Origin of the sequence: Bacillus cereus group sp. MYBK222-1, from assembly GCF_051916425.1 — a bacterium.
GTDB lineage: Bacteria > Bacillota > Bacilli > Bacillales > Bacillaceae_G > Bacillus_A > Bacillus_A paranthracis.
In genome coordinates this window covers 276,418-298,692 of record NZ_JBQAGP010000001.1, presented here as the reverse complement: position 1 = coordinate 298,692, position 22,275 = coordinate 276,418, and the positions used below count along the sequence as shown (strand labels likewise).

The window sequence follows — 22,275 nt, the reverse complement described above, 5'->3', positions numbered from 1 at the left end:
CTCCTTAACGATTTCTTATGCTGCTTTTGTTTCTTTGACTGTTTCTACATATTGTTTTGCTTTCTCATTATCGAATTCGCCTTCCCACTTCGACATAACAATCGCCGCTAATGCATTTCCTAATACATTGACAGATGAGCGAATCATATCTAAAATGCGGTCAATTCCCGCAATTAACGCGATACCTTCTAGTGGTAACCCCATTGAACCTAACGTTGCTAATACAACAACGAACGATGCACCTGGAACTCCCGCCATACCTTTGGATGTTAACATGAGAACGAATAATAACGTTATTTGCTCTGTCAGTGACATGTGCACACCGTACATTTGTGCAACAAATAATGCCGCTAACGCTTGATAAATAGCCGATCCAGTCAAGTTAAATGTATAACCTGTCGGAATTACGAAAGAGGCAACTGCCTTTGGACAACCGAACTCTTCCATTTTTCTCATTATATTAGGTAGAACAGCTTCTGAACTTGCTGTCGTAAATGAAAGAATAAGTTCTTCTTTTAAAATTTTCATTAATGTAAAAATGTTTACGCCAACCATTCTTGCATTAATACCTAATACAATCACAACGAATAGTATAACAGTTACGTATACAGCTAGCACTAGTTTTCCTAAAGGAAGTAGTGTTGCTACACCAAATTTTGCAACCGTAACCGCAATTAATGCGAATACACCAAATGGTGCAAATTTCATAACTTGATTTGTAACCCAAAACATCGCTTCGAGTACACCTTCAAAGAAGTTAAAAACAGGCTTTCCTTTTTCCCCAATTGCTGCGACTCCTAAACCGAATAATACTGAGAAGAAAATAATCGGTAATAAGTCACCTTGTGCAATCGATTCAAATACGTTTTTCGGTACGATATGAACAATCGTCTCAGCGAATCCTTGCTTCTCTGTAGCATCTGCTGTTTGTTTATAAGAAGAAATATCACTTTGCTGTAAGTTATTCATATCAACGCCAGTACCCGGCTGGAATATATTTGCCGCAAGTAATCCCATTAAAATAGCAATCGTCGTAATAATTTCGAAATAAAGAATGGTCTTCCCGCCCAGTTTCCCAAGCTTCTTCATATCGCCTACACCAGCTACCGCAACAATTAATGCTGAAATAACAATCGGTACTACAATCATTTTAATTAAGTGAATAAATATATCCCCAATTGGTGTAATATAAGAAATCGCCGTTTTATTGCCATAAAAGACTGCCCCTACTACAATCCCTAAAACAAGCGCGACAAAAATTTGTGTTGCCAATCCGAATTTTTTCATTTATGTTCATCCCCTTCATGCGAACGCTTTCAATTTGAATTTATAAAAGCTACTCACACATCTTATAAGCGAACCTACAAAATCATACAAAAACCTACAAGTTCGTCACAAAAAATTCAAATATTTTTCTTCTTTTTTTCATTGACACCATTTTGTTAAAAAACGATAAAATAAACTTGATAAGTAGTCAGATTGTTTCGTATAATCAAAAAGATATATACTTAAAACAAATCAAAATGAAAAGGAGTGGATGATATGAAAAACTACACAAAACAATTCGTCTTATCTTCTTCTTTTCTTTTTCATTTTCTTAAAAAGGAACAAAGGCATTCGCCTTTGTTCCTTTTTTATTGCGATCTATATAGGGGGAATTGTTATGAGACCATATAAACGTGTCTTAATTAAATTAAGCGGCGGTGCACTTGCCGATCAAACTGGAAATAGCTTTAACTCCAAACGATTAGAACATATCGCAAACGAAATTTTATCCATTGTTGATTTAGGTATCGAAGTATCCATCGTCATCGGTGGCGGTAACATTTTTAGAGGTCATCTAGCTGAAGAATGGGGAATCGATCGTGTAGAAGCTGACAATATCGGGACGTTAGGTACAATCATTAACAGCTTAATGCTACGCGGCGTTTTAACAAGTAAAACAAATAAAGAAGTGCGCGTTATGACTTCCATCCCGTTTAATGCTGTAGCTGAACCATACATTCGCCTACGTGCAGTCCACCATTTAGATAACGGGTATATCGTTATCTTTGGAGGCGGAAACGGGCAACCGTTCGTGACGACAGATTATCCAAGCGTACAAAGAGCTATTGAAATGAATAGCGACGCAATATTAGTCGCAAAACAAGGTGTCGATGGCGTCTTTACTAGTGATCCAAAACATAATAAAGCAGCAAAAATGTACAAAAAACTAAACTATAACGATATAGTTAGGCAAAACATACAAGTAATGGATCAAGCCGCTTTACTACTTGCCCGTGATTATAATTTACCAGCACACGTCTTTAACTTTGATGAGCCTGGAGTAATGAAAAGAATTTGTTTAGGTGAGCATGTGGGGACGTTAATTAATGACGATGCTTCATTGCTTGTGCATGAAAAATAATTATTTCCCATCAAAAAAGGGCGTCTTTTCTAGACACCCTTTCTTCCTTTATCATCACAAATAAAAATCAATCCATCCCGCAAATTTCTCCTTACAACGCTCCCAAAAAGATAACTTCTCAAAAAACTCTTTCGTCATTTCTTTTGAATCATGAAAATCCTCCGTTAACGCATCATTAACTTGTCCTACAATTGAACCACCATGAATATACAAGTTCATTTCATCATTTATATTGAAGCTACGCGAAGTAAAGTTTGTTGTGCCAATAACGGTTAATTCATTATCAATAAGCATTAATTTTCCATGGAACATTCCTTTTTTATACCCATATACAGTAATCCCATTATTAATAGCTTGACGTATGTATGGATACGCCGCTTCTTTTATAAGAGGTAAATCTGGTTTATATGACCAAAGTATTTTCACTGTAACACCACGCTTTTGTGCTGCAATTAAAGCATTCATTGATTCTTTATTTTTCGCTATAAAATACGGCGTTGCAATTACAATTGAGTGCTGAGCTTGTTTTATTAGCTCTATATATTTTTCAGCAACGTAATGCCCATTGTAACTGACCATAGTATGCAATGTATTCCCTTTGCTAGCCTTATTTGTGCTCCTCTTTATATCCTCTTTCGTATCTCGTTTCCAATCTAAAGCAAATTGTTCCTCTAAATCTTTTGCTCCTTCTCCTTTAAGCCGCACATGATAGTCACGCCAATATCCAAAATGCTTATCTTTACCTAAATACTCATCTCCTATATTAAAACCACCTGTATAACCAATCTCCCCATCAATTGTCGTAATACGGCGATGATTACGATGGTGAAGTGAATAAAACCCGAATGGTAATTCAGGCTTTCTACTATATGTAAAATGTACACCACTTTCCCGCAATTCACTTATCATCTTTCTTTCAAATGATAAATCATTAATGCGATCCACTGATAAATAGACGTTTACTCCTTCTTTTGCCTTCTCTTTTAATAAATTTAAAAAAGTATGGCTACTTTTATCATCCGACAAAATAAAAAAATACGTGTAAATAGATTGCTTTGCTTCTCTTATGTCAGTAAATAGCTGTTTATAAAACGACTTCCCTTCTACATATAATTGAAAATCACTATAGTGAGGAGCATACTCTGTCGGCATATTTTTGCCAGCTTCCATTTTCCTTCCTAAGGTAACGTCAATATGCATCCAAATTAAAATAAAAACGAAAATAGCAATAATAATAGAAGTAACTCGCAATATTTTTTTAATCATTTTAATTTCCTTCCGCTCGTTTTCTTTCCTCCTTTCTATTTTGTCATTCAAATTTAGATTTCATGCTTTATACAAAAAAGGATGTGACTTTACATCACACCCTTTTTGTATTAAACAAAGTTTCTCGCATCATTATTTCTTCCAAATTTATAAATGGCAATTAAGAAGAACGCAATCGCAAAAGCGAATAAAATTAATATGTTTAAATACAACTCAGAGAACGGAATTCCTTGTTGTAATTTTGCTATCGTATCTAATAACCAACGCTGCGGAAGAAAATTAGCTACTTTTTGTACTGCATTTGGCATAATGTCGTACGGGAAATAACATCCAGCAAGCAAACATGTTGGTACTATCACTAAATTTTGCATTGCATTTGAAGCAGCTGAACTTTTTGAAAAAGACACAATGACTAATGATAAACCAATTGCAATTAAAGCGAATATCATAAGCACACCAATCATTACTATGAAAGGCATATTAATATTTGTATGAAAAACATTCGTCAGAAATAGTACTGCAATGACAATTTGCAATGTTAATATCATCATATTTACTGCCACATTGGATAATATAAATTTCTTTCCGTCAATTGGTGTTGATAATAATCTAAAATACGTTCTATTCTCTTTTTCTTTTAAAATAAATCCTGATAAGTTCACTGCTGAAAACAGCATAAACATAATAAGATAACCCATCGTTTGATTTGTCATATCTTTATTTTTCGAAGTATCTTCTAGCGTCTCCGTTTTCATTTCAAATGAACTTTTTTGATACCCTGCGTACATCTTATCAAATGCACTTTGATCTGTTCCTGCTACTTTACTAATAGCTGCTACATTATCAATATAATTGTATAAATATGATTTTATAAATCCTGTTACTTGATCACCTTTAATCGATGCAATTTCAATATGATCTGGTTTCCCTTCTCGAACGCTTTTTGAAAAACCAGAAGCTAATGTAATAACTCCATCAAGTTTTTTAGAAGTGAGTTTATCTTCTATTTCAGACTCCTTAACCTTACTCACATTCACATGATTTAATCCTTCTAAAAACTTTATCGTATCGTTTGCTATCGGCTCATTTTCTTTATTTACAATCCCGATATTTAACGTTCCTTGCCCTGCATTTCCGTATATCGAAAAAGAGATGAGCGTCCCGATTATTGGCAAACTAATAATAATCAATAACCCTTTTTTATTTTTCAAAAGTACAGATAACGTTTTTTGTATGAGCCATAAAATATCTTTCATACTATAGCCCCTCCCGTCTACGTAATGCAATAATTGCAATTAATAAAAAAAGTGCTGATATTCCAATATTTAAAGAAATGACTGGTAGTGCTGCCCCTACATCATTCGCATAAATAATTTTCATAACAGCTGTGTTTGCCCACGTTAATGGTGATAAATTCGTAACGAAATTTTCTTCTATTACGAAATATGCACCGCCAAAAATAGAAGCTAATTGCACTACCACCATAATAATTGCTCTAGACGATTCAGGTGTTTTTGTAATATATCCAATCCCTAAACCGAAGCTAATCGCTAGAAAGACTTCTGTTAATAAAATAAGAAATATGATTCCAAGGTGATCTCCCCAATTCGCTTGAAAGACAAATTTACTAAATAACATAACGAGTAATATGCACAGGGCATTTGCTACTAGACTACCAAGCACTTTCCCAATGAAGATTTCAGCCTTACTTATAGGTGCAGCAATAAGGCGATCTCCTGTTTTACGTATTCGTTCGCCTCGAATTAGAAAACTTGCTCCCATCGCAGCATACAGCGCAATCATCGTCGTCATTACAACCGCATAGTAATCCATAGAACCCGGTTTATTCGCAGCTTGTAAAGATGTTTCTTTTATATAATCATTATGATTTCCATTTGAAATAACTGCGCTCACCTTACTAGGATCAACTTTTGCAACTTCGGCTGCTACATTGTACTTATCAACAAATGTTGTAAGCATACCTTCCACAATACTTCCCTCAATACTACTTTTGTCACTTCCGTAAGTTTTTGCACCATCTTTATTTAATTCTACATAAGCAGCATATTTATTTTGCTTCACTGCTTCCTTCCCATCTATACCTTCAGAAGCTTTTTTAAAATGAATCCCCGATTTATCAACTTCTTTCGCAAATGCTTCAAATGCTTGAGAAAACGTGCTACTCGCTTCATCTTTATATAGCACCTGTATATCTTTAATTGAATGACTATCACTATTAAACGCATTACTTAATGCTGTACCTAACACAAGCATAAGCACAATCGGAAAAGCTAACATAAAAACTAAAGTTCTTACGTCTCTGAAATCCCTTTTCATATGCATAATTGCAATATTGAAGATGTTCAATTGATGAACCTCCCTTTATCTTTTCTTCATTTACTCTTTATTTATCTCGTAAGTTCCTTCCAGTTAACGTAAGGAATACCGTTTCTAAGTTAGGAGCCTGCTCCTCTAACGAACGGATTTCAATGTCATGATTGATGAAGTGCTGAACAATTTTATTTAAATTATTTAATCCTGCATCAGAATTTACTTTAATTACGTTCTCTTCAATTTGAACAGCTTTCACACCGTTTATCACTTTTAATTTTTCTACATCTAAATTCTCTACCGATTTCACTTCAATCCAAATATCTTTCGTATCAGTAATAATCGCTTTTAACTGCTCTTTCGTTCCTTCTGCAATCACTTTACCGTGATCTACTATCGCTATTTTCGTACAAATCTCTTCTACCTCTTCCATATAGTGACTCGTATAAATAATCGTACTTCCCATTTCGTTTAATTTCCGAACAGACTGCAGGATATAATTTCTTGACTGTGGATCAATTCCAACTGTCGGCTCATCCATAATAATTAACTTCGGTCTATGAGCAATTGCACAAGCGATATTCAGTCTTCGTTTCATCCCACCAGAAAAGTTCTTTGGATAGCTTTTCTGTTTATCGCTAAGTCCTACAAATTGAAGAGCTTCCTCGACCCTAGCTTTTAATTCAGCTCCTCGTAATCCGTACAATCCAGCAAAGAATTTCACATTTTCATAGGCTGTTAACTCTTCATAAATTGCAATATCTTGCGGAACGATACCGATATTCATCTTCGCAAATCGATTATGTTTCTTTATATTTTTTCCTAGTATGCTAATTTCACCTTCATTACTTCTTAACAAACCAGCAATCATGTTGATTGTCGTACTCTTACCAGCACCATTCGATCCTAAAAAGCCAAATATTTCTCCTTCTTTAATAGATAAAGACATATTATCAACTGCGATGAAATCACCAAATTTTTTCGTTAAATTTTTAATTTCTAAAGTATTCATCGTTTCACCCCTATTTCGGTTTCTCTGCTTTTAGTATAAACAAAAAGAATGAACCTGCTCAGTGCAGAAGTTCATTCTTTTCACATGAGATTATTCACTTTTTTCATATGAGATGATTCATCCTCATATCGGTAGCAACATTGTTACTGAAAAACCACTTGTTCCATCTACAATAATTTTACCATTTACAGACGCCGTTCGTTCCTCCATCCCCATAATCCCGAGACCTTTTTTAACAAGTGTTGCACCTTTTCCATTATCCTTCACTTGCACTTTCACCATCTTATTAAGTACATGAATATCGATTGAAATGACTGTCGCATCAGCATATTTCATCGCGTTTGTTAATGCCTCCGTAACATTTTCACCGATAATCTTCCACTGAATCGGTGAAATCATATCTAAATTCCCTTTATATACGAAAGGAATATTTATATCATGCTTACCGGCAAATTCCTCTATGAATAATTTCATACGATGAATGCCAATTTGCTCAGTTGGTGGCTTCATATTTTTTAATGTAATCCGAATGCTTTCAATACCATCTTTTGAAATATGTATTGCATTTTGTAATAACTCAGCTGATTTTTCTTTATCTATCTCCATTAACCTCTTTGCTGCTTCCATTTGAATGAGTGCCCCTGTCATCGAGTGGCCAATTTTATCATGAATTTCCTGTGATAACCGGTTTCTCTCTTCTAACTTAAATGTGTACTCTGATTGTCTTATATACTCTTTATTTTCATTTAAGCTTTTCGTCAGCCGCTGCATATCTTTTCGCATCTGATCATTTTGTGATTCAAGCTTTAATACGCGCGATATATACCGTTCTGCCATAGTTAATACGAGAAAGGAAAATGCAACAATTAATCCATATGTCATTCTAATACTTTCATTTGTAAAGATAATAGGAATCATCATAATGATAAAGAGTTGCCATCTCTTCTCTATATAACGGAATATAATTTCATGTAAGTTCAATGGTAAAAACAATATAAAGAACGAATGAATCTTCCATGTAAATAACATAACTAAGCCAATCGATACAGAAGTTAATATGTTTTTGTACGTATCTTTTTTACATATAGAAATCAGCACGTTTACAGAAAGATATAAAAGCAAAGTAAGTATAATCCATGGTAAGTTCGCAACATTTAAATACATGTAACTAAACACAATATATATAAAGACAATTAATTTACTTACAGTTAACCAAAATTCCATAACATTAATCTACTTTCCCTGTTAAATAATAAATCGCGATTTGTGTACGATGTTCCAGTCCAGTTTTCCCTAAAACTGACGTAATATAATTTGCAATTGTTCCTTCTGATATGAAAAGTTGCTTCGAGATTTCTTTATTCGAAAAGCCTTTTGCAATTAATGCGATAATACTCAGCTCTCTTTCAGTAAAAAGACTTTTATCTATTTTACATTCTTCCTCTTTACTTTCCATTAAATTAGACTTAATTTTATCGAGAACTACATCTTGCATAACGGTTTGACCGTTATATACTCCTTTAATCGCATCTCGAATACGCTCTGGATCATTATTTTTTAATAAATAACCTTTTGCTCCGTTTTTTACTGCATCCAAAATATATTCATCGTCATCAAACGTCGTTAAAATAAGCGGCTTCGTTTTCGTCTCTTCACAAATGAATTTCGTCGCCTCTACCCCGTTCATATTTGGCATGCGAACATCTAATAGAGCGATATCAACGTCGTTCTTTTTGCAATATTCCACTGCTTCTTTCCCATCATTTACTGTATCTACTACTTCGAACTCTTCATATGTATTTAAAATAATTTTCATACCTTCTCTTATAAAAGAGTTATCATCTGCTATTAATATTTTAATTTTCATGTTTGTTAGTATGGATCTTCCCCTACTAACATTCACATCCTTTCTTCCCGTAACATTTCTTACTTGCTCATTATATACTTCTCTTTACCATTTTTTCACACCTTTTTTCATCTAGCCCCCTTCCTAAAAATATATTATTCTTTTTTTACAACATGTGTAGGGTGACTTATCATTCTTTACGTCTATATAATAGAATGCGTCAAAAAGGAGGGAGAGACCCATTGAGGAAAAACAATTAATTGAAAAAGCACAGCAAGGAAGCGAACATGCTTTTCGTATCCTTGTGCAAACATATCGTCATTATATTTTTCAAGTTATCTTTTCTATTTTAAGACATGAAGAAGATGCGAAAGATGTTACACAAGAAGTATTCGTAAAAATTCACGCCTCTCTCCCAAATTATCAATTTCGCGGATTAAAAACGTGGATGGCGCGTATTGCCACCAATCACGCTATTGATTATAAGAGAAAGAAAGCTAGAGAAAACGAAGAACTCTCTTTATGTAAAGAAACTGAGGAAAATATAAAATCCTCTCATAATATTGAGGCTTTATTATTGACGAAAGAGCAGAAATTACTCATTGCTCAAAAACTGAGAGAACTTCCCGATAATTACCGTGACGTCGTTCTCGCACATTACTTAGAAGAAAAAAGCTATCAAGAAATTGCTTTACAGGAAAACATCGAAGTGAAAACAGTCGAAATGAAACTGTATCGGGCAAGAAAGTGGATTAAAAAACATTGGAAGGAGGAAGAGTTTCTATGATGCATTATTCAAAAGAAGATTGGCGCAATTATACATTAAATGTTATAGAAAGCAATGAACGTGAATCTATGGAAGAACATCTTTATGAATGTGATCATTGTTTAGCACTTTATATGGAAAGTATTGATGAACAACAGGAAAACCTTCCAATGATAAATGATGATTCATTTACGAACGAAGTTATGACGCAAATTAATTTTGAAACGCTACAACCTAATGAAAATATAAAAACAAACTCACTAAAGCGCACCATCGTTCACTACATAATTGCGACTGCGGCTACAATTATTTTTATGGTAAGTGGTTTATTCCAATATATTTTCACAGCGACATCAAATTTCGAGAAATCTTCAAAACATAACGAGTCTTCTATCTCACAACAAATTGTAAACAAATCGGTAGACACATCAAAAAAGGACGGAGGTTCAAAGCATGAATAAAAATCCCTTTTTAGCACTTGTATTAGGGCTAATTCCTGGGCTTGGACATTTATATTTAAAGAAGTTTGGAGGTTTTATTTTATATAGCGGAGGGGCTTTATTACTATTTTCCTTTGCAGTAGTTTGGGCGACACAATTAGGAGAGCATGAGATCACCTTTCTCCTCCTATTTTTACTAGTGGTGTTATGGATAATCAATTTACTAGATTTAGTTATCACGATTGTAAATCAATCAAAAAAACAAGCACCCGGAGAATTGACAGAGTCCTCTAAAGAGAGCGAACGATTTTATATCATTCTTCTTTCCATCATCCCTGGACTTGGTCATTTTCAATTAGGACTTATGCAACGTGGCCTTACATTTTTAGTAGCTTGTACAGGCATCGGAAGTATGATTATTTTCGTTGCTCTTTTAACATCTCAAGAAAGTTTTCTTATCTTTCTCGTGACGTTACCTGTTTTATGGATTTATAATTTCTTCGATGTTGTTCAGCAACTCCAGAAAAAAGAACGTGGTGAGCAATTAATTGATCGTACCATTTTCGAAGATTTTGAAGAGCACCGTGAACAAGGAAAAAAAAGTAAAACATTCGCTTCTATTTTAGCGATGTTTCCTGGAGCAGGACATATGTATTTAGGCTTACAGCGCCGTGGTCTTCAGCTTATGGCAGCCTTTTTACTTTCAATATATTTACTCGACTTATTAAGACTTTCAGCGTTTTTATTTTTAGTACCCATCATTTGGTTCTATAGCTTTTTTGACGCTTTACAACAAACTGCAAAGTATGGGAAAGAACGTGTAAATGACGAACCTATCATTGATTATTTTATCAATCATCAAAGATGGATCGGTATCGGGTTAATTGCACTCGGTGGTTATTATTTATTAGATCAAACAGTCCTTCCTATTTTGAATGATTACTTCGCAAGTATATTTAACATTCATCTTAGCGAGCTGTATTATCGCTATTTCCAAACATCTATCGTTGCACTTCTCTTAATTGGTGGCGGCTTTAAATTATTACTTGGAAATAAAGAAAATAAAGGTGGTACAAAAGAATGAGAACATGGCGCGTTGGAACATTTTCAATGGGGCTTTCTATTATTGCATTAGGTTGCTTCTTACTATTTTCAGTTATAAAAGGTACTGAGGTATTAGATTCCTTAACCGCATGGTGGCCTGTTTTACTTATTATACTTGGCGTGGAAATTTTACTTTACCTACTATTTTCTAAGAAGGAACAATCATTTATTAAATATGATATTTTTAGTATTTTCTTTATCGGTGTTTTAGGAAGTGTTGGCATTGCTTTTTACTGTTTATTATCAACTGGATTGCTAGAAGAAGTTCGCTACGCCATTCATACAACTAGACAAACGAACACGATTCCAGAAAGCAAACTTAGCATTCCTGAATCTATCAATAAAATTGTCGTAGATGCAGGTACAGACAACCATCCTCTAACGATAGACGGAAGAAACTCAAATGAAGTTAGCCTTCTTGGAACATATGAAATGACAACAAAAGGAAATGAAAAACCAAATTTAAAACAAGAAGATTTTCTTTCAGTTCAAACGACCGGAGAAACAATGTATATAACATTAAAGTCGTTACCGTTTCATCAAAGACTGTTTGGTCATGAACCACGCGTAAAGCCGACACTTGTACTACCGCAAACGAAACATGTAGAAATTCGTGCTTCTAATCGCGATCTTTCTCTTTATCCAGGTCAATTACAAAACAATTGGTTTGTACAAGAAAGCTCAGGTGTATCTGTTCATTTAATAAAAGAAAGTGACATCTCTCTAACAGCAGTAACAAACCAAAAAGAAGCTATCGGAAATACACCTTGGGAACAAGTAGAAAATTTAACGAAAAAAGAAAATAATTCTTCAGAAGAAAATCCAGAATTCAACGGGCAAGAACATTGGTATAAAAATTCGATTAAAACTGGAAATGGAACGTACAAGTTAAATATTGAGAAAGCTTACAATTTAAATATGAGCGTTATTGAAAAATAAAAAAACCTTCCGCAATTGCGGAAGGTTTTTCTCATATAATCGCTTTAATTCCCTCTAACACTAAGCCAATCATAAATCCGCAAACAGCTCCGTTTACTCGGATCCATTGCAAATCTTTACCGACGTTATTTTCAATCATTTCAATTAACGTTTTATCATCTAACTTATCAAGATTTTCTTGCACAAGCTTTCCGATTTTCGAATGGTTATTCTCAACAAGCTTCACAACTTGTTTTTGTAACCAATCTTCTATTTTTTGAACAGTCACTTCGTCATCTTTTATTTTATTCATTTGTTTTTGTAAAAATGGAATAACATACTTATCCGCAAATTCTTCATTGTTTACAAAGACAACTGCTTTTTGCTGCACTTGTTCCAGCATCTCTTTAATTTTGTCAGTAGCGTTCCAATTGGCAATCCACTTTTCTTTCCATTTTTCTAATTCCTGTAGCAACGCTTCATTTTCTTTTACATTTATAATTTCTTGACGAATTTTCGCTAATATAAGTTGTCTCGTGCTATTATCAGCATCTTGTAAGCTGCTAATATTACTAATAATAAACTTCTGCAAAATACCGCCAATTTTATCTTCATCTACAATATTCATAAATGATTTCAAAGTAAACTGCAAGAATCCATCTACTTTTATATTTTCCATCGCCTTCATACCTAAGCTTCCGAGTTGGTAACGCGCTTCATCTTGCGCTGTCCAGTCTTTCACTTTTACTAATATGTAATCAAGTGTCTTTTCATCATATTCTTGCACAACTAATTGATCAACAAGCACTTGTAAAATGTTACTTGTATTCATTGTGTGCAAATATGTTTTTAATTCTTTTTCAATAATAACCGCTAATTTTTCCGTATCTATTGAAACAATCGCTTTCTCCGCAATCGTTACAATCCCTTTTTTCACAGCATCAGACTGCATTTCTCTCTCTGCAATTTGCAGCACCATTTGTGCTAATTGCATTTCTTTTACTTTATTCGTAATACTTTCTTTCGTTAGCCACTCATTTTCTAACGTATTGATGAGCCCTTTCGTTACTCGTTTACGGTTTTTCGGTAACAAAGCTGTATGCGGAATTGGAATTCCCATCGGGTGACGGAATAATGCTGTAACTGCGAACCAATCTGCAAGCCCGCCGACTAACCCAGCTTCAAATCCACCTTGAATAATCTCACCAGCTACCGACCCTTGAAAAGGAATAGAAGCCGCAAAACCTACCCCCATAACCCCAAGCGAAATACCCGCTATATATTTAGTCTGTAATGACATCGTATACACATCCTCTTATTATGTAAAATAAAGCTTTTTTGTTATATTTATTCGATCTTAGTAATCCTTTATATCTATACTATAAAGAACATATGTGAAAATAACAAAGATTTTTATGTACATGAAAAAATGAGACTATAACTAGCCTCATTTTCCTTACAGTATTAATTCTAAACCTTTCTTATAATACCCATTCATCACATCTTCTGGAACCATACTACCGCCAGTTCCCCACACAATATGAGTACCTTTCTTCATCTTCTCTGTTAACTGTTGTTTTTGTAAATAATCATCTTCTGCACATACTTTCACTGATCCTATCATACCAGCTAATGCAGAAGGCTCTAAATAAATCTTTTCCGTATCAGCTAGTTCTTTTAATAATCTATATAACTCTTCATCACTTACTGTGTAATTTCCACTCAAAAATGGTTCTATCGTTTTACCGACAAATCCAGACGGTCTTCCTACCGCTAGTCCGTCCGCGTCTGTTACATTATCAATCCCGATATCTTGAACGGCAATTTTATCATGAAGTCCTGTCATTAAACCGAGTAACATGCATGGAGAATGCGTAGGCTCGGCAAAGAAACAGTGTACGTTGTCTTTATACAATAACTTTAAACCAAATGCGACTCCGCCAGGCCCGCCCCCTACTCCGCATGGTAGATAAACGAATAAGGGATGTTCTTCGTCTACTACAATCTCTAACTCGTCTAATTGTTTTTGTAAACGCGAGGCTGCGACTGCGTATCCTAAAAATAAATCATGCGAGTTTTCATCATCTACAAAATAACAGCTAGGATCAGCATCTGCTTGCCTTCTTCCTTCTTCTACAGCTTTACTATAATCAGCTTCATATTCAATAACATTTACACCTTTACTTCTTAATAAATCTTTTTTCCATTGTTTCGCGTCTGCTGACATATGAACCGTTACGTTAAAACCTAGTTTCGCACTCATAATCCCAATGCTTAGCCCTAAATTACCTGTAGAACCTACAGCAATTGAGTATTTTGCAAAAAACTCTCTACATGTATCACTATCTAAAATGGAATAATCATCTTCTTCTGTTAACATACCATGCTGCAAAGCTAATTGTTCAGCATGTTTCAACACTTCATAAATGCCGCCTCTAGCTTTAATTGATCCTGATATTGGGAGATGGCTATCACATTTTAATAATAATTCTCCTAAAATAGGTTGCTCGTAATTTTTCTCTAAAGCTTGTTTCATAGAAGGGATTTTCAATAAAGGTGATTCAATGATGCCTTTCGTCTCTTTCGTTTCAGGAAAAACTTTCGCAATGTATGATGCAAAACGCTTTAACCTCTCCTCCGCATCTTTTACATTCTCTTCACTGAGTGGCGAATCTTTTATTGCCGTTTCATACTTTTCCATGTTCGGATTCACCCAAAACACTTCTTCTGTTGCGATTAATTTATTTAAGAGTGGATATCCCTCTTTTAATTTCTCTATTCCCTTCATTCTCTTCCTCCTCATCACCTTGTAGCTTACGATTTAATAAATTATAATTAAATTAATTTTAATATAGTTTAACATAAATTATCCACTTTAGTTAATTTTAATTTAACTTATTTAAATATAATTTAATAATCAGTAAGGAGATTTTCAATATGGAAAATATAGATATTGGTAAAAAAATTGAAAAACAAAGAAAAGAAAAAGGTTTAACGAGTAAAGAACTTGCAAAGATGGCTGATATTACACCATCTATGTTAAGTCAAATTGAGCGTGGATCTGCTAACCCTTCTATCCAAACATTAAAAGTACTCGCTAAAGCTCTTGATGTTCCAACATTTAGCTTTTTACTTGAAGATACAAATACAGACGATTTAATTGTACGTTCTCATAAGCGCAAAAAAATGATTATCGATAATTTATCATATGAAATGCTATCACCTGATTTCACAGGAAATTTAGCAACAGCGATTATGACCGTCCCGCCGAATACAGCTTCATCAGAAAATGTACTAGAACATAAAGGTGAAGAATTAGCATTTGTATTAGACGGGAAAATTACATTACATTTAAATGAAGAAGAATACATATTAGAAACGGGTGATAGCGTAAAAATACCCGCTTATTTAAAACATAAATGGGTAAATCAATTTGAGAAAAATGCGATTGTCTTATTTTCTGTTACTCCGCCAATTTTTTAATAGATGTAATAAAAATAGCCACGTGCGGATTCCTCCGTACATGGCTATTTTTATCTTTTCGGCACGAACAAAATCCCTAAACTCATAACACAAAAACTGAGTATTTGCTGCATCGATAAACCAAATAGAACAGAATTCTGTTCACTAACAAGCGAAATAATAATATGAGCAAACCCCTCAATAATTAGAAAAACACTTATATTCTTTCTATTTCCGAGCCTTTCATTTTTCATCCATAACAAGCCCACTATACAAAGAGCCAGGATGATCTCATATACGAATATAGGATGATATAAAAATTTAGATTCATATATTTTCACACCCCAAGGCAATGTCGTTTGTACACCTATTTTGTGGTGGAATAGAAAATAAAAAATAATACTCATACAAAACCCAATAGGCAATGCATCAAGTAAAATACGAAGCGAAAATTGCTCCTTTTTACTTTTCCAAACAATGTATACACTCGCAATTATACATCCTACTATAATATGTTTCATACTTCCTATAGCTAATAATGCTTGCAGTGGCGACCTAATAGCCCATACTGGATTTAAAATTGCCGGTGCAAATTTCCATACAAATACGATGATAAAAAAAGCATTTGTTACTGCATCCATCATTTTTTCATATGGTACACTTTGTTTCTTCATCTTTCGTTTCATCAACATAAATCCAAATAGACTTCCAATTATAAGAGATACGGGTTGTAACCTCACGATCCACTCCATCAATACAAAATCCCCTCTTAACTCTCAATTAATTTCTTAAACTTCTCTTCTAATTGATCTGGAGGTAATACGCCTCGTACTTGTTCTACGATAATTCCATCTTTATTAACAAAAAATGTCGTTGGTAAAGAAAATACTTTATAATCTAATCCAGCTACTCCGTCCATATCTAGTAAAACAGGAAACTTAAATCCGTGACGATCCGCAAAAGCGCTCGCTTCTTGCACTGGATCTCCTATTGTTGCATTTACCGCAAAGATTTCAACATCCTTTTTATATTTATCATACATACGAACTAAGTCAGGTGCCTCCATTTCACATGGACCACACCATGATGCCCAAAAATTAATAAGATATGGTTTACCTTTTGCATCATTTAACGAATACAGCTTCCCGTCTAATCCTTTTAATGTTATGTCTGGTGCTTTAAATCCTACTTGTGGTAATACTTCTGTTTTCTGTAATTCCGCTTGTTTCGCTTTTCTTTCTTTTTCTTCTTTCTTTGCATTATAAAAATTAACTCCGGCCCAAATTAGTGCTCCGGCTAGTATAATAGCAATTAGTTTCTTCACTTTTCTTCCTCCCAAAACACTACATAAAGTAGTGTTAATTCTTAAAAAAAAAGAGGCTATATGCACTCTCCGACAATCAGTACAACCGACATACAGAATAAACCTAATGTTACATATACCGAATTCGTATGTAACGGAATAGTAAGCTTAACAACTTTTTCATGTAACACTTGCTCGATTCGTAAATTTATTGCTGTTTTTGCAAATGAAGCTGTAACACATCGATTTTCCATTGTCTTTATTTTAATTAATTTTAATAACGCGCTACCTAACTCAAACGAAGACTCCATTTTTTGCATCGCATATTTATCAGCAGCTAGCTCCTGATACGTGTGATACCGCTGTAACAACCCTTTTAATATCGGTATGTACATCATTCCTTCTGCTAATAACGTAAAACAAAATAATTTTAGCGGATCTCGATTGTTTTGATGATATTCTTCATGAAAAATAATCGCATCCATTTCTTCATCTGAAAATGTTTGAAGCATCCCTTCTGACATGACAATTTTCGGACGAAATAACCCAATTGTAAATGCCGCAACTTCCGCAGTCGGCAATATATATATTTGTTTTCCTTTTCGAACGAAAGGAATAAGTACTTTTTGTAATCTTTTAGTATCGAAAAATTGTCGCCACATTCTTTTGCACACGATAAACACTGTAAGTAGTAGAAATCCAGCGATTATAATACGAATGAGCGATAATTCTTTCATATGTTTTTCTAACTGAAACAAGCAAAAATTTGAAAGAAAGAACGCCTTATTTTGAAAAAGAAATGGATATGTAACGTAATACACTAACATACTGAAAAAGACGGTACTAACAATTACTGCTAACAATACGATTTTACGCATTTGCCATTTCATTTCATTAATCCTCTTTTTTTAACTGACTCAATTTATCTTCTAACTTTTTTATTAAAGTCGGATCAACTTGCTCTAACTCATCTAGCATATGATTTACAACCAAATCTCCAAATTCCCCCATCAATTCCTGTGTCATTTTCTTCGTTTGATTGGATAAGAATTCTTCTTTTGTTTGTACAGCACGATATATGCCACTTCTTTTCACAGTCTGTTTTTCTAAATGTAATTTCTCTACTAACCTGTTCATAACTGTCATCACAGTATTAAAATTCACAGGTGATTCTTCGCTTAATTTCTGCTGTACTTCTTTAATCGTAATACCCTCGCTAGACCAAACAATCTCCATAATTTTTGCTTCAAGCGGTCCAAAGAAATGATTTAACCCTTGCTCATTTAGCTTATAGTTTTGAGTAAACATCATGCGTCTCCTTTCACACTACGAATTGTAGTATAAATTAATTGAAAGGTCAAACGTAGATGATATATACGAAAATGAACTACCTATAAATACATAGGCAATTCCATTCATTTTAAACCTAATTTTTCTCCAAATGTATCAAAGAGATACTGCTCTAATATTTGTACACTAAATTTCTCATTACGCCCAAGTGCAAACAATTCCCGATTTTTCGCTACGATCGTATCTAACGGGATAACGACATTATCTACTATTTTTGTAATTTCAATGATGTTACTTTTTACATTTACCTCTGTTTTAAATTCAATGTTTTCTAATACGATATGCGAGCGTCTTCCTGATGCAAAAAAAGTAAAGTTAGGATTTTTATAAATACCAATTTCACTCTCTAGCGGATATAAATACTGAAAAATGATATCTCTATGTCCATCTTTTATTATTTTTTCATCCTTCTCATCATCCAAGTATTCCTTCACCTTCGTTGTAAATTCGAATCGAAAATCCACTTTTCTCACGCTCCCTCTTTGTATTTTTATATTAAATAAATATATTGAAATAATTTTACCATATTGTAATACAAGTTCCTATTAAAAGTAAAAACTCATTTGTAAAATCTCTATTATTGCCGATTCCTTTTTAAAGGATAAGTACTCATTCAATATGAATACATGCTTCTTTATATCCATTTAAACATATTGTTTCCATATTTTGAAACAATAGTATGAAGTATTATATATTAATAAATTGTTTCTAATTCATTTCTCAATATAACCAGCCTTTGCTTTACTATTCCGATATATTCAAACTATATTTTCTACTTAATCATTACATCGCAGAAGGAATGTAACTCTCTTCTATCGAATTTTTATATAACGAAAATGATTAGGTGGTGCTTTACTATGAAATTAGCTGTCATTGGTGGCGGTGATTTACAAGATTCAAATCACTCGCCTATTAATGAGCGACTTATAGAATTAACAAATAAACAGTATCCGAAAGTATTATTCATTCCTACAGCTAGTCATGATGATGAAAGCTATATAAAATTATTTTTAGACACATTCGAAAAACAATTACACTGTGACGTACAAATTTTACGTATTATAGCCGATACACCTTCTAAATATGAAATAGACGAAATGATTCAGTCTGCTGATTTAATTTATCTCAGTGGCGGAAACTATATTCAAATGATTTCAGAATGGAAAGAACATAAGCTCGATGAAAAATTACTATCGGCTCTGCAGCAAGGAACGCTCATTGCAGGGTGTAGCGCTGGTGCTATGTGCTGGTTCACATCTAGCATCCGCTCAGATTATGAAGGTTCCGGTTATATAGAGAGCAACGGCTGGGGAATTGTGAACAAAAGGTTTTGTCCACATTATAATCAATTAAATAGAATGAACGCCTTCCATTCCTTTTTACAAAATCATCAAGGGAATATAGAAGGCATTGCACTAGAGGATAATTGTGCCTTATATATTACAGAAGAATCTTTTGAAATTATCGGTGAACCAGAAAAAGCGTGGGAGTTTTATATGAGTGATAACAAACTCATTAGACAACATTTTGATATTACTTTAAAAAGCTATTTGTAACCTACACTTACAAAAAATGTCCCTAAGTATAATAACTTAGGGACATTTTCAATATTTAACTCACTAATCGTGTAATTCGTTTCTTCTGCCATGAAAGCTTATAATATGCATATTGTAGTATTAAACTGACAATAAACGCTGCTGGGTACCCAATCCATATCCCTTCTATGCCAAGACTTGTATGGTAAGAAAGGTAATACGCTACAGGTACTTCTACAAGCCATATTGATACGACGCCGATAACAGTTGGCCATAATACTGTACCACTCGCTCGCATTGTCGCACTAATAATTTGCGCATGCCCGAAAATTAAATAACTCCATAATGTAATCATAACTAGGCTATGAGCAATTTCAATTGTAGTTTGACTCGTTAAAAATAGTGATAGAATGTCTCTTGAGAACAAGTAAATGAGAGATATTAGCACACCACCGATGACGTAGTTCATAATAATTCCGGCCTTCACAACTTTCTGCAATCGATCAAATTGATTCGCACCAATTGATTGGGCAGCAAAAATGGAGACTGTAATACCAAGACTAACTGCTGGCATTTGCACATAACTTGCAACTTGGTTCACAACGCCATAAGCTGCTGTTGCATCCGAACCGTAACGATTTACAAACGCGATTACCGCAATTTCTGATAATGAAACTAATATCATATTAATACTCGCTGGAATACCAAGTCGTAGTAAAAGCTTTAATAACCCCCAATCCATTCGAAGATATTTCCTTACCGTACTATCTAATTGTAGTGGGTGATTTTTTTTCTTTAAATACACTAACATGACAATAAACGTAATAACTGTAGATATAACAGAAGCATAGGCTGCTCCATACACATCTAATTTTGGAGCACCTAACCATCCAAAAATAAGGATTGGTAATAAGATCATATTTAGCGCTGTACTTACAATTAAAAAGTAAAATGGCGTTTTAGAATCTCCTGTACCTCTCATAAACGTTGTGTATGCGAAATATAAAAATAAGATTGGCATCGATATAAATAAAATACGTGCATAATGTACACTTATTTCAATAATATTTTCTGGCGTCCCCATAAGGCGCATAATATCCATCGCAAAAATACTACCTACTATCGCTAACACAACTCCAATAATAAAGGTAAATGTTAGCGTCGTACCAACAATCGCTTTTAAACGATCTTCGTTTTTTGCCCCAAACGCCTGACCAATTAAAATGGAACTCCCTGAACCAATACCAATTACGAATGAAACAAGTAAGAAAAATAATGGGAAGAATGCCGATATGGCCGCTAAATCATTCACTCCAAGCCATCTTCCTACTACTACCATACCGAATAATTGTCCAACTGATTGTAGTACATTACTTAATAGTAACGGTACTAAAAACATGGACATCGATTTCCAAATCGGTTTACTCTCACTTTCTAACTTATGTGACTCCGCACCTTCTTTATTGTTATTTGTAGGTGGTTTCAAATTTCATTTCTCCTTTTATTAAAAATCTGTTTTTCAACTTCTATCTCTTTGTATAGTTGTTATAACGATGTGCTTCTATTCATTTTCTTGTCCCTATATTATAACTTCACCCAATATTGGCTTCCATCAGCTGTTCTATCTAAAAACCCGTATTCGATTAAATATCTTCTCAAAGTTACAAAATCCGGATATACGCTTTCTATAATAGCATTTACTTCTTTTTCAGTGTACTTTTTATGACTATCAAACTTCGTCACTAAATGACGTAATATAATTAATTTACGCTTTTGCTTTTTTGGAAATTTAGAAAGCGGTCCATCTAATCCCTCTGTAAAATGTGTTTTTAACACTTCATCATTTTCTTCTTCTGTAATATTGTAACGATCATCTACCATCGTTGCTGTTCTATGAATGGGTACAAATTTCGTTTGTACTTTTGATTTTTCTTCTGACAGTTCCATTAACGCTAAAAACACTTTCGCTTGCTTCATTTTCTCTCGAAGTGTAAACCGATGATTGCGGATGGTTGAAGTACTTCCGCCATCCATCTCTTTCACAATCTCTTTATCATTCAGCCCCATATGGAAAAACTGAACCATCTTCTTTTGCAAATCCGTTAAACCCGTATACTTCTTATCAAGGTTTAATAAATAGTCAAACATAGATGTATGTTCGTTTTGCACATGCAATTGTACAAACTTCTCTGCTTCATACAAAACTTGATTATCTTGATAAATAACACCCTTAATAAACGTTTCTCCACAAGCTAAACAAATATACTCTTCCGTTTCCTCATCAAACACATACCCTTTTTTCAATTCCTCTACCGACGCATCCCAAAACTTCTCTGAAATATCGCTCATACTAAACACTCCTTTAAAATGTCCGTTTTAAAATAAACAAATTCCAATAACGTTTATTACCACTTCATCATCTTAACATAAACGAAATAAACATTTCAATGTTTCGTTTACCTATTTTTCAAACCTTTATAAAAAATGTCTATAAAATACTCTTTAAAAAGGACATGAAGCAATAAAAAGCGAATG

The 22,275-nt window shown here is 33.9% G+C and carries 23 protein-coding genes; 7 read left to right on the top strand and 16 right to left on the bottom strand.

Annotated features, from left to right (window positions below; genetic code table 11):
* Positions 1-15: 15 nt before the first annotated feature.
* Positions 16-1,287 (bottom strand): cation:dicarboxylate symporter family transporter, encoded by a 1,272-nt coding sequence (locus ACTFR9_RS01615; RefSeq protein WP_000713289.1) that lies wholly within the window; start codon positions 1,285-1,287, stop codon positions 16-18.
* 376 nt (positions 1,288-1,663) lie between these two features.
* On the opposite strand from ACTFR9_RS01615, the gene pyrH reads away from it, so the two are divergent.
* Positions 1,664-2,407 carry a UMP kinase gene (gene pyrH, locus ACTFR9_RS01610; protein WP_001248049.1) on the top strand — a complete coding sequence of 248 codons (744 nt, stop codon included), beginning with the start codon at positions 1,664-1,666 and terminating at the stop codon, positions 2,405-2,407.
* Positions 2,408-2,461: 54 nt separating this feature from the next.
* Here the strand turns inward: pyrH and ACTFR9_RS01605 are convergent, their stop codons facing one another.
* The 6 genes from ACTFR9_RS01605 to ACTFR9_RS01580 all read right to left on the bottom strand — a co-directional run bounded on the left by ACTFR9_RS01605 (position 2,462) and on the right by ACTFR9_RS01580 (position 8,883).
* The gene (locus ACTFR9_RS01605; RefSeq protein WP_141491371.1) at positions 2,462-3,673 is read right to left on the bottom strand and encodes a phospholipase D-like domain-containing protein; all 1,212 of its coding nucleotides are present in this window, start codon (positions 3,671-3,673) and stop codon (positions 2,462-2,464) included.
* Between the two features lie 110 nt (positions 3,674-3,783).
* Entirely contained in the window at positions 3,784-4,929 is a 1,146-nt protein-coding gene (locus tag ACTFR9_RS01600) for an ABC transporter permease (protein ID WP_000651872.1), read from the bottom strand.
* 1 nt (position 4,930) lies between these two features.
* Complete coding sequence (locus ACTFR9_RS01595; RefSeq protein WP_001020167.1) at positions 4,931-6,040, bottom strand: ABC transporter permease; 1,110 nt, start codon at positions 6,038-6,040, stop codon at positions 4,931-4,933.
* A 37-nt stretch (positions 6,041-6,077) separates the two neighbouring features.
* Entirely contained in the window at positions 6,078-7,016 is a 939-nt protein-coding gene (locus tag ACTFR9_RS01590) for an ABC transporter ATP-binding protein (RefSeq protein ID WP_001093821.1), read from the bottom strand.
* A gap of 123 nt (positions 7,017-7,139) precedes the next feature.
* Entirely contained in the window at positions 7,140-8,240 is a 1,101-nt protein-coding gene (locus ACTFR9_RS01585; RefSeq protein WP_440048933.1) for a sensor histidine kinase, read from the bottom strand.
* 4 nt (positions 8,241-8,244) lie between these two features.
* Entirely contained in the window at positions 8,245-8,883 is a 639-nt protein-coding gene (locus ACTFR9_RS01580) for a response regulator transcription factor (RefSeq protein ID WP_000694106.1), read from the bottom strand.
* A gap of 283 nt (positions 8,884-9,166) precedes the next feature.
* On the opposite strand from ACTFR9_RS01580, the gene ACTFR9_RS01575 reads away from it, so the two are divergent.
* From ACTFR9_RS01575 to exsE, 4 genes are read left to right on the top strand one after another with little or no spacing between them, the layout of a single operon-like run.
* Positions 9,167-9,649, top strand: a complete 483-nt coding sequence (locus tag ACTFR9_RS01575) for an RNA polymerase sigma factor (RefSeq protein WP_001195469.1) — start codon at positions 9,167-9,169, stop codon at positions 9,647-9,649.
* Positions 9,646-10,089 (top strand): hypothetical protein, encoded by a 444-nt coding sequence (locus tag ACTFR9_RS01570; protein ID WP_000972367.1) that lies wholly within the window; start codon positions 9,646-9,648, stop codon positions 10,087-10,089. The genes ACTFR9_RS01575 and ACTFR9_RS01570 overlap by 4 nt, the downstream gene beginning before the upstream one ends.
* Positions 10,082-11,152, top strand: a complete 1,071-nt coding sequence (locus tag ACTFR9_RS01565; protein ID WP_001039078.1) for a hypothetical protein — start codon at positions 10,082-10,084, stop codon at positions 11,150-11,152. Before ACTFR9_RS01570 ends, ACTFR9_RS01565 begins: the two co-directional genes overlap by 8 nt.
* Complete coding sequence (gene exsE / locus ACTFR9_RS01560) at positions 11,149-12,111, top strand: exosporium protein ExsE (protein WP_001261401.1); 963 nt, start codon at positions 11,149-11,151, stop codon at positions 12,109-12,111. The genes ACTFR9_RS01565 and exsE overlap by 4 nt, the downstream gene beginning before the upstream one ends.
* Before the next feature lie 31 nt (positions 12,112-12,142).
* Here the strand turns inward: exsE and ACTFR9_RS01555 are convergent, their stop codons facing one another.
* Positions 12,143-13,390 (bottom strand): DUF445 domain-containing protein, encoded by a 1,248-nt coding sequence (locus ACTFR9_RS01555; RefSeq protein WP_000058288.1) that lies wholly within the window; start codon positions 13,388-13,390, stop codon positions 12,143-12,145.
* Positions 13,391-13,546: 156 nt separating this feature from the next.
* On the bottom strand, positions 13,547-14,878 hold the full coding sequence (gene dsdA, locus ACTFR9_RS01550; protein ID WP_229136854.1) for a D-serine ammonia-lyase: 1,332 nt from the start codon (positions 14,876-14,878) through the stop codon (positions 13,547-13,549).
* Positions 14,879-15,027: 149 nt separating this feature from the next.
* On the opposite strand from dsdA, the gene ACTFR9_RS01545 reads away from it, so the two are divergent.
* Positions 15,028-15,573: a helix-turn-helix domain-containing protein gene (locus tag ACTFR9_RS01545; protein WP_000427636.1), complete on the top strand. Its 546-nt coding sequence runs from the start codon at positions 15,028-15,030 to the stop codon at positions 15,571-15,573.
* A 50-nt stretch (positions 15,574-15,623) separates the two neighbouring features.
* Here the strand turns inward: ACTFR9_RS01545 and ACTFR9_RS01540 are convergent, their stop codons facing one another.
* The 5 genes from ACTFR9_RS01540 to ACTFR9_RS01520 all read right to left on the bottom strand — a co-directional run bounded on the left by ACTFR9_RS01540 (position 15,624) and on the right by ACTFR9_RS01520 (position 18,669).
* The gene (locus tag ACTFR9_RS01540) at positions 15,624-16,304 is read right to left on the bottom strand and encodes a prolipoprotein diacylglyceryl transferase family protein (protein ID WP_000454858.1); all 681 of its coding nucleotides are present in this window, start codon (positions 16,302-16,304) and stop codon (positions 15,624-15,626) included.
* A gap of 17 nt (positions 16,305-16,321) precedes the next feature.
* Positions 16,322-16,876 carry a TlpA family protein disulfide reductase gene (locus ACTFR9_RS01535; RefSeq protein WP_000733159.1) on the bottom strand — a complete coding sequence of 185 codons (555 nt, stop codon included), beginning with the start codon at positions 16,874-16,876 and terminating at the stop codon, positions 16,322-16,324.
* A 56-nt stretch (positions 16,877-16,932) separates the two neighbouring features.
* Positions 16,933-17,745, bottom strand: a complete 813-nt coding sequence (locus ACTFR9_RS01530) for a M56 family metallopeptidase (RefSeq protein WP_000871960.1) — start codon at positions 17,743-17,745, stop codon at positions 16,933-16,935.
* Positions 17,746-17,749: 4 nt separating this feature from the next.
* On the bottom strand, positions 17,750-18,163 hold the full coding sequence (locus ACTFR9_RS01525) for a BlaI/MecI/CopY family transcriptional regulator (protein ID WP_000495065.1): 414 nt from the start codon (positions 18,161-18,163) through the stop codon (positions 17,750-17,752).
* 107 nt (positions 18,164-18,270) lie between these two features.
* Positions 18,271-18,669 carry a DUF3942 family protein gene (locus ACTFR9_RS01520; protein ID WP_000347533.1) on the bottom strand — a complete coding sequence of 133 codons (399 nt, stop codon included), beginning with the start codon at positions 18,667-18,669 and terminating at the stop codon, positions 18,271-18,273.
* A 393-nt stretch (positions 18,670-19,062) separates the two neighbouring features.
* Between ACTFR9_RS01520 and ACTFR9_RS01515 the strand changes: the two genes are divergently transcribed.
* Positions 19,063-19,761 (top strand): peptidase E, encoded by a 699-nt coding sequence (locus ACTFR9_RS01515; protein ID WP_000762143.1) that lies wholly within the window; start codon positions 19,063-19,065, stop codon positions 19,759-19,761.
* Between the two features lie 55 nt (positions 19,762-19,816).
* Here the strand turns inward: ACTFR9_RS01515 and ACTFR9_RS01510 are convergent, their stop codons facing one another.
* Positions 19,817-21,226: an MATE family efflux transporter gene (locus ACTFR9_RS01510; protein ID WP_000804168.1), complete on the bottom strand. Its 1,410-nt coding sequence runs from the start codon at positions 21,224-21,226 to the stop codon at positions 19,817-19,819.
* A 98-nt stretch (positions 21,227-21,324) separates the two neighbouring features.
* Positions 21,325-22,089, bottom strand: coding sequence for a DUF2087 domain-containing protein (locus ACTFR9_RS01505; RefSeq protein ID WP_001280289.1), 765 nt, complete (start codon positions 22,087-22,089; stop codon positions 21,325-21,327).
* Between the last annotated feature and the right edge of the window lie 186 nt (positions 22,090-22,275).

Coding starts and splice junctions, on each gene's coding strand:
- ACTFR9_RS01580 (WP_000694106.1), bottom strand. CDS start 8,883: ATGAAAATTAAAATATTAATAGCAGATGATAACTCTTTTATAAGAGAA.
- ACTFR9_RS01530 (WP_000871960.1), bottom strand. CDS start 17,745: ATGAAATGGCAAATGCGTAAAATCGTATTGTTAGCAGTAATTGTTAGT.
- ACTFR9_RS01570 (WP_000972367.1), top strand. CDS start 9,646: ATGATGCATTATTCAAAAGAAGATTGGCGCAATTATACATTAAATGTT.
- ACTFR9_RS01615 (WP_000713289.1), bottom strand. CDS start 1,287: ATGAAAAAATTCGGATTGGCAACACAAATTTTTGTCGCGCTTGTTTTA.
- ACTFR9_RS01540 (WP_000454858.1), bottom strand. CDS start 16,304: ATGGAGTGGATCGTGAGGTTACAACCCGTATCTCTTATAATTGGAAGT.
- dsdA (WP_229136854.1), bottom strand. CDS start 14,878: ATGAAGGGAATAGAGAAATTAAAAGAGGGATATCCACTCTTAAATAAA.
- ACTFR9_RS01515 (WP_000762143.1), top strand. CDS start 19,063: ATGAAATTAGCTGTCATTGGTGGCGGTGATTTACAAGATTCAAATCAC.
- exsE (WP_001261401.1), top strand. CDS start 11,149: ATGAGAACATGGCGCGTTGGAACATTTTCAATGGGGCTTTCTATTATT.
- ACTFR9_RS01545 (WP_000427636.1), top strand. CDS start 15,028: ATGGAAAATATAGATATTGGTAAAAAAATTGAAAAACAAAGAAAAGAA.
- ACTFR9_RS01555 (WP_000058288.1), bottom strand. CDS start 13,390: ATGTCATTACAGACTAAATATATAGCGGGTATTTCGCTTGGGGTTATG.
- pyrH (WP_001248049.1), top strand. CDS start 1,664: ATGAGACCATATAAACGTGTCTTAATTAAATTAAGCGGCGGTGCACTT.
- ACTFR9_RS01525 (WP_000495065.1), bottom strand. CDS start 18,163: ATGTTTACTCAAAACTATAAGCTAAATGAGCAAGGGTTAAATCATTTC.
- ACTFR9_RS01605 (WP_141491371.1), bottom strand. CDS start 3,673: ATGATTAAAAAAATATTGCGAGTTACTTCTATTATTATTGCTATTTTC.
- ACTFR9_RS01565 (WP_001039078.1), top strand. CDS start 10,082: ATGAATAAAAATCCCTTTTTAGCACTTGTATTAGGGCTAATTCCTGGG.
- ACTFR9_RS01590 (WP_001093821.1), bottom strand. CDS start 7,016: ATGAATACTTTAGAAATTAAAAATTTAACGAAAAAATTTGGTGATTTC.
- ACTFR9_RS01600 (WP_000651872.1), bottom strand. CDS start 4,929: ATGAAAGATATTTTATGGCTCATACAAAAAACGTTATCTGTACTTTTG.
- ACTFR9_RS01505 (WP_001280289.1), bottom strand. CDS start 22,089: ATGAGCGATATTTCAGAGAAGTTTTGGGATGCGTCGGTAGAGGAATTG.
- ACTFR9_RS01585 (WP_440048933.1), bottom strand. CDS start 8,240: ATGGAATTTTGGTTAACTGTAAGTAAATTAATTGTCTTTATATATATT.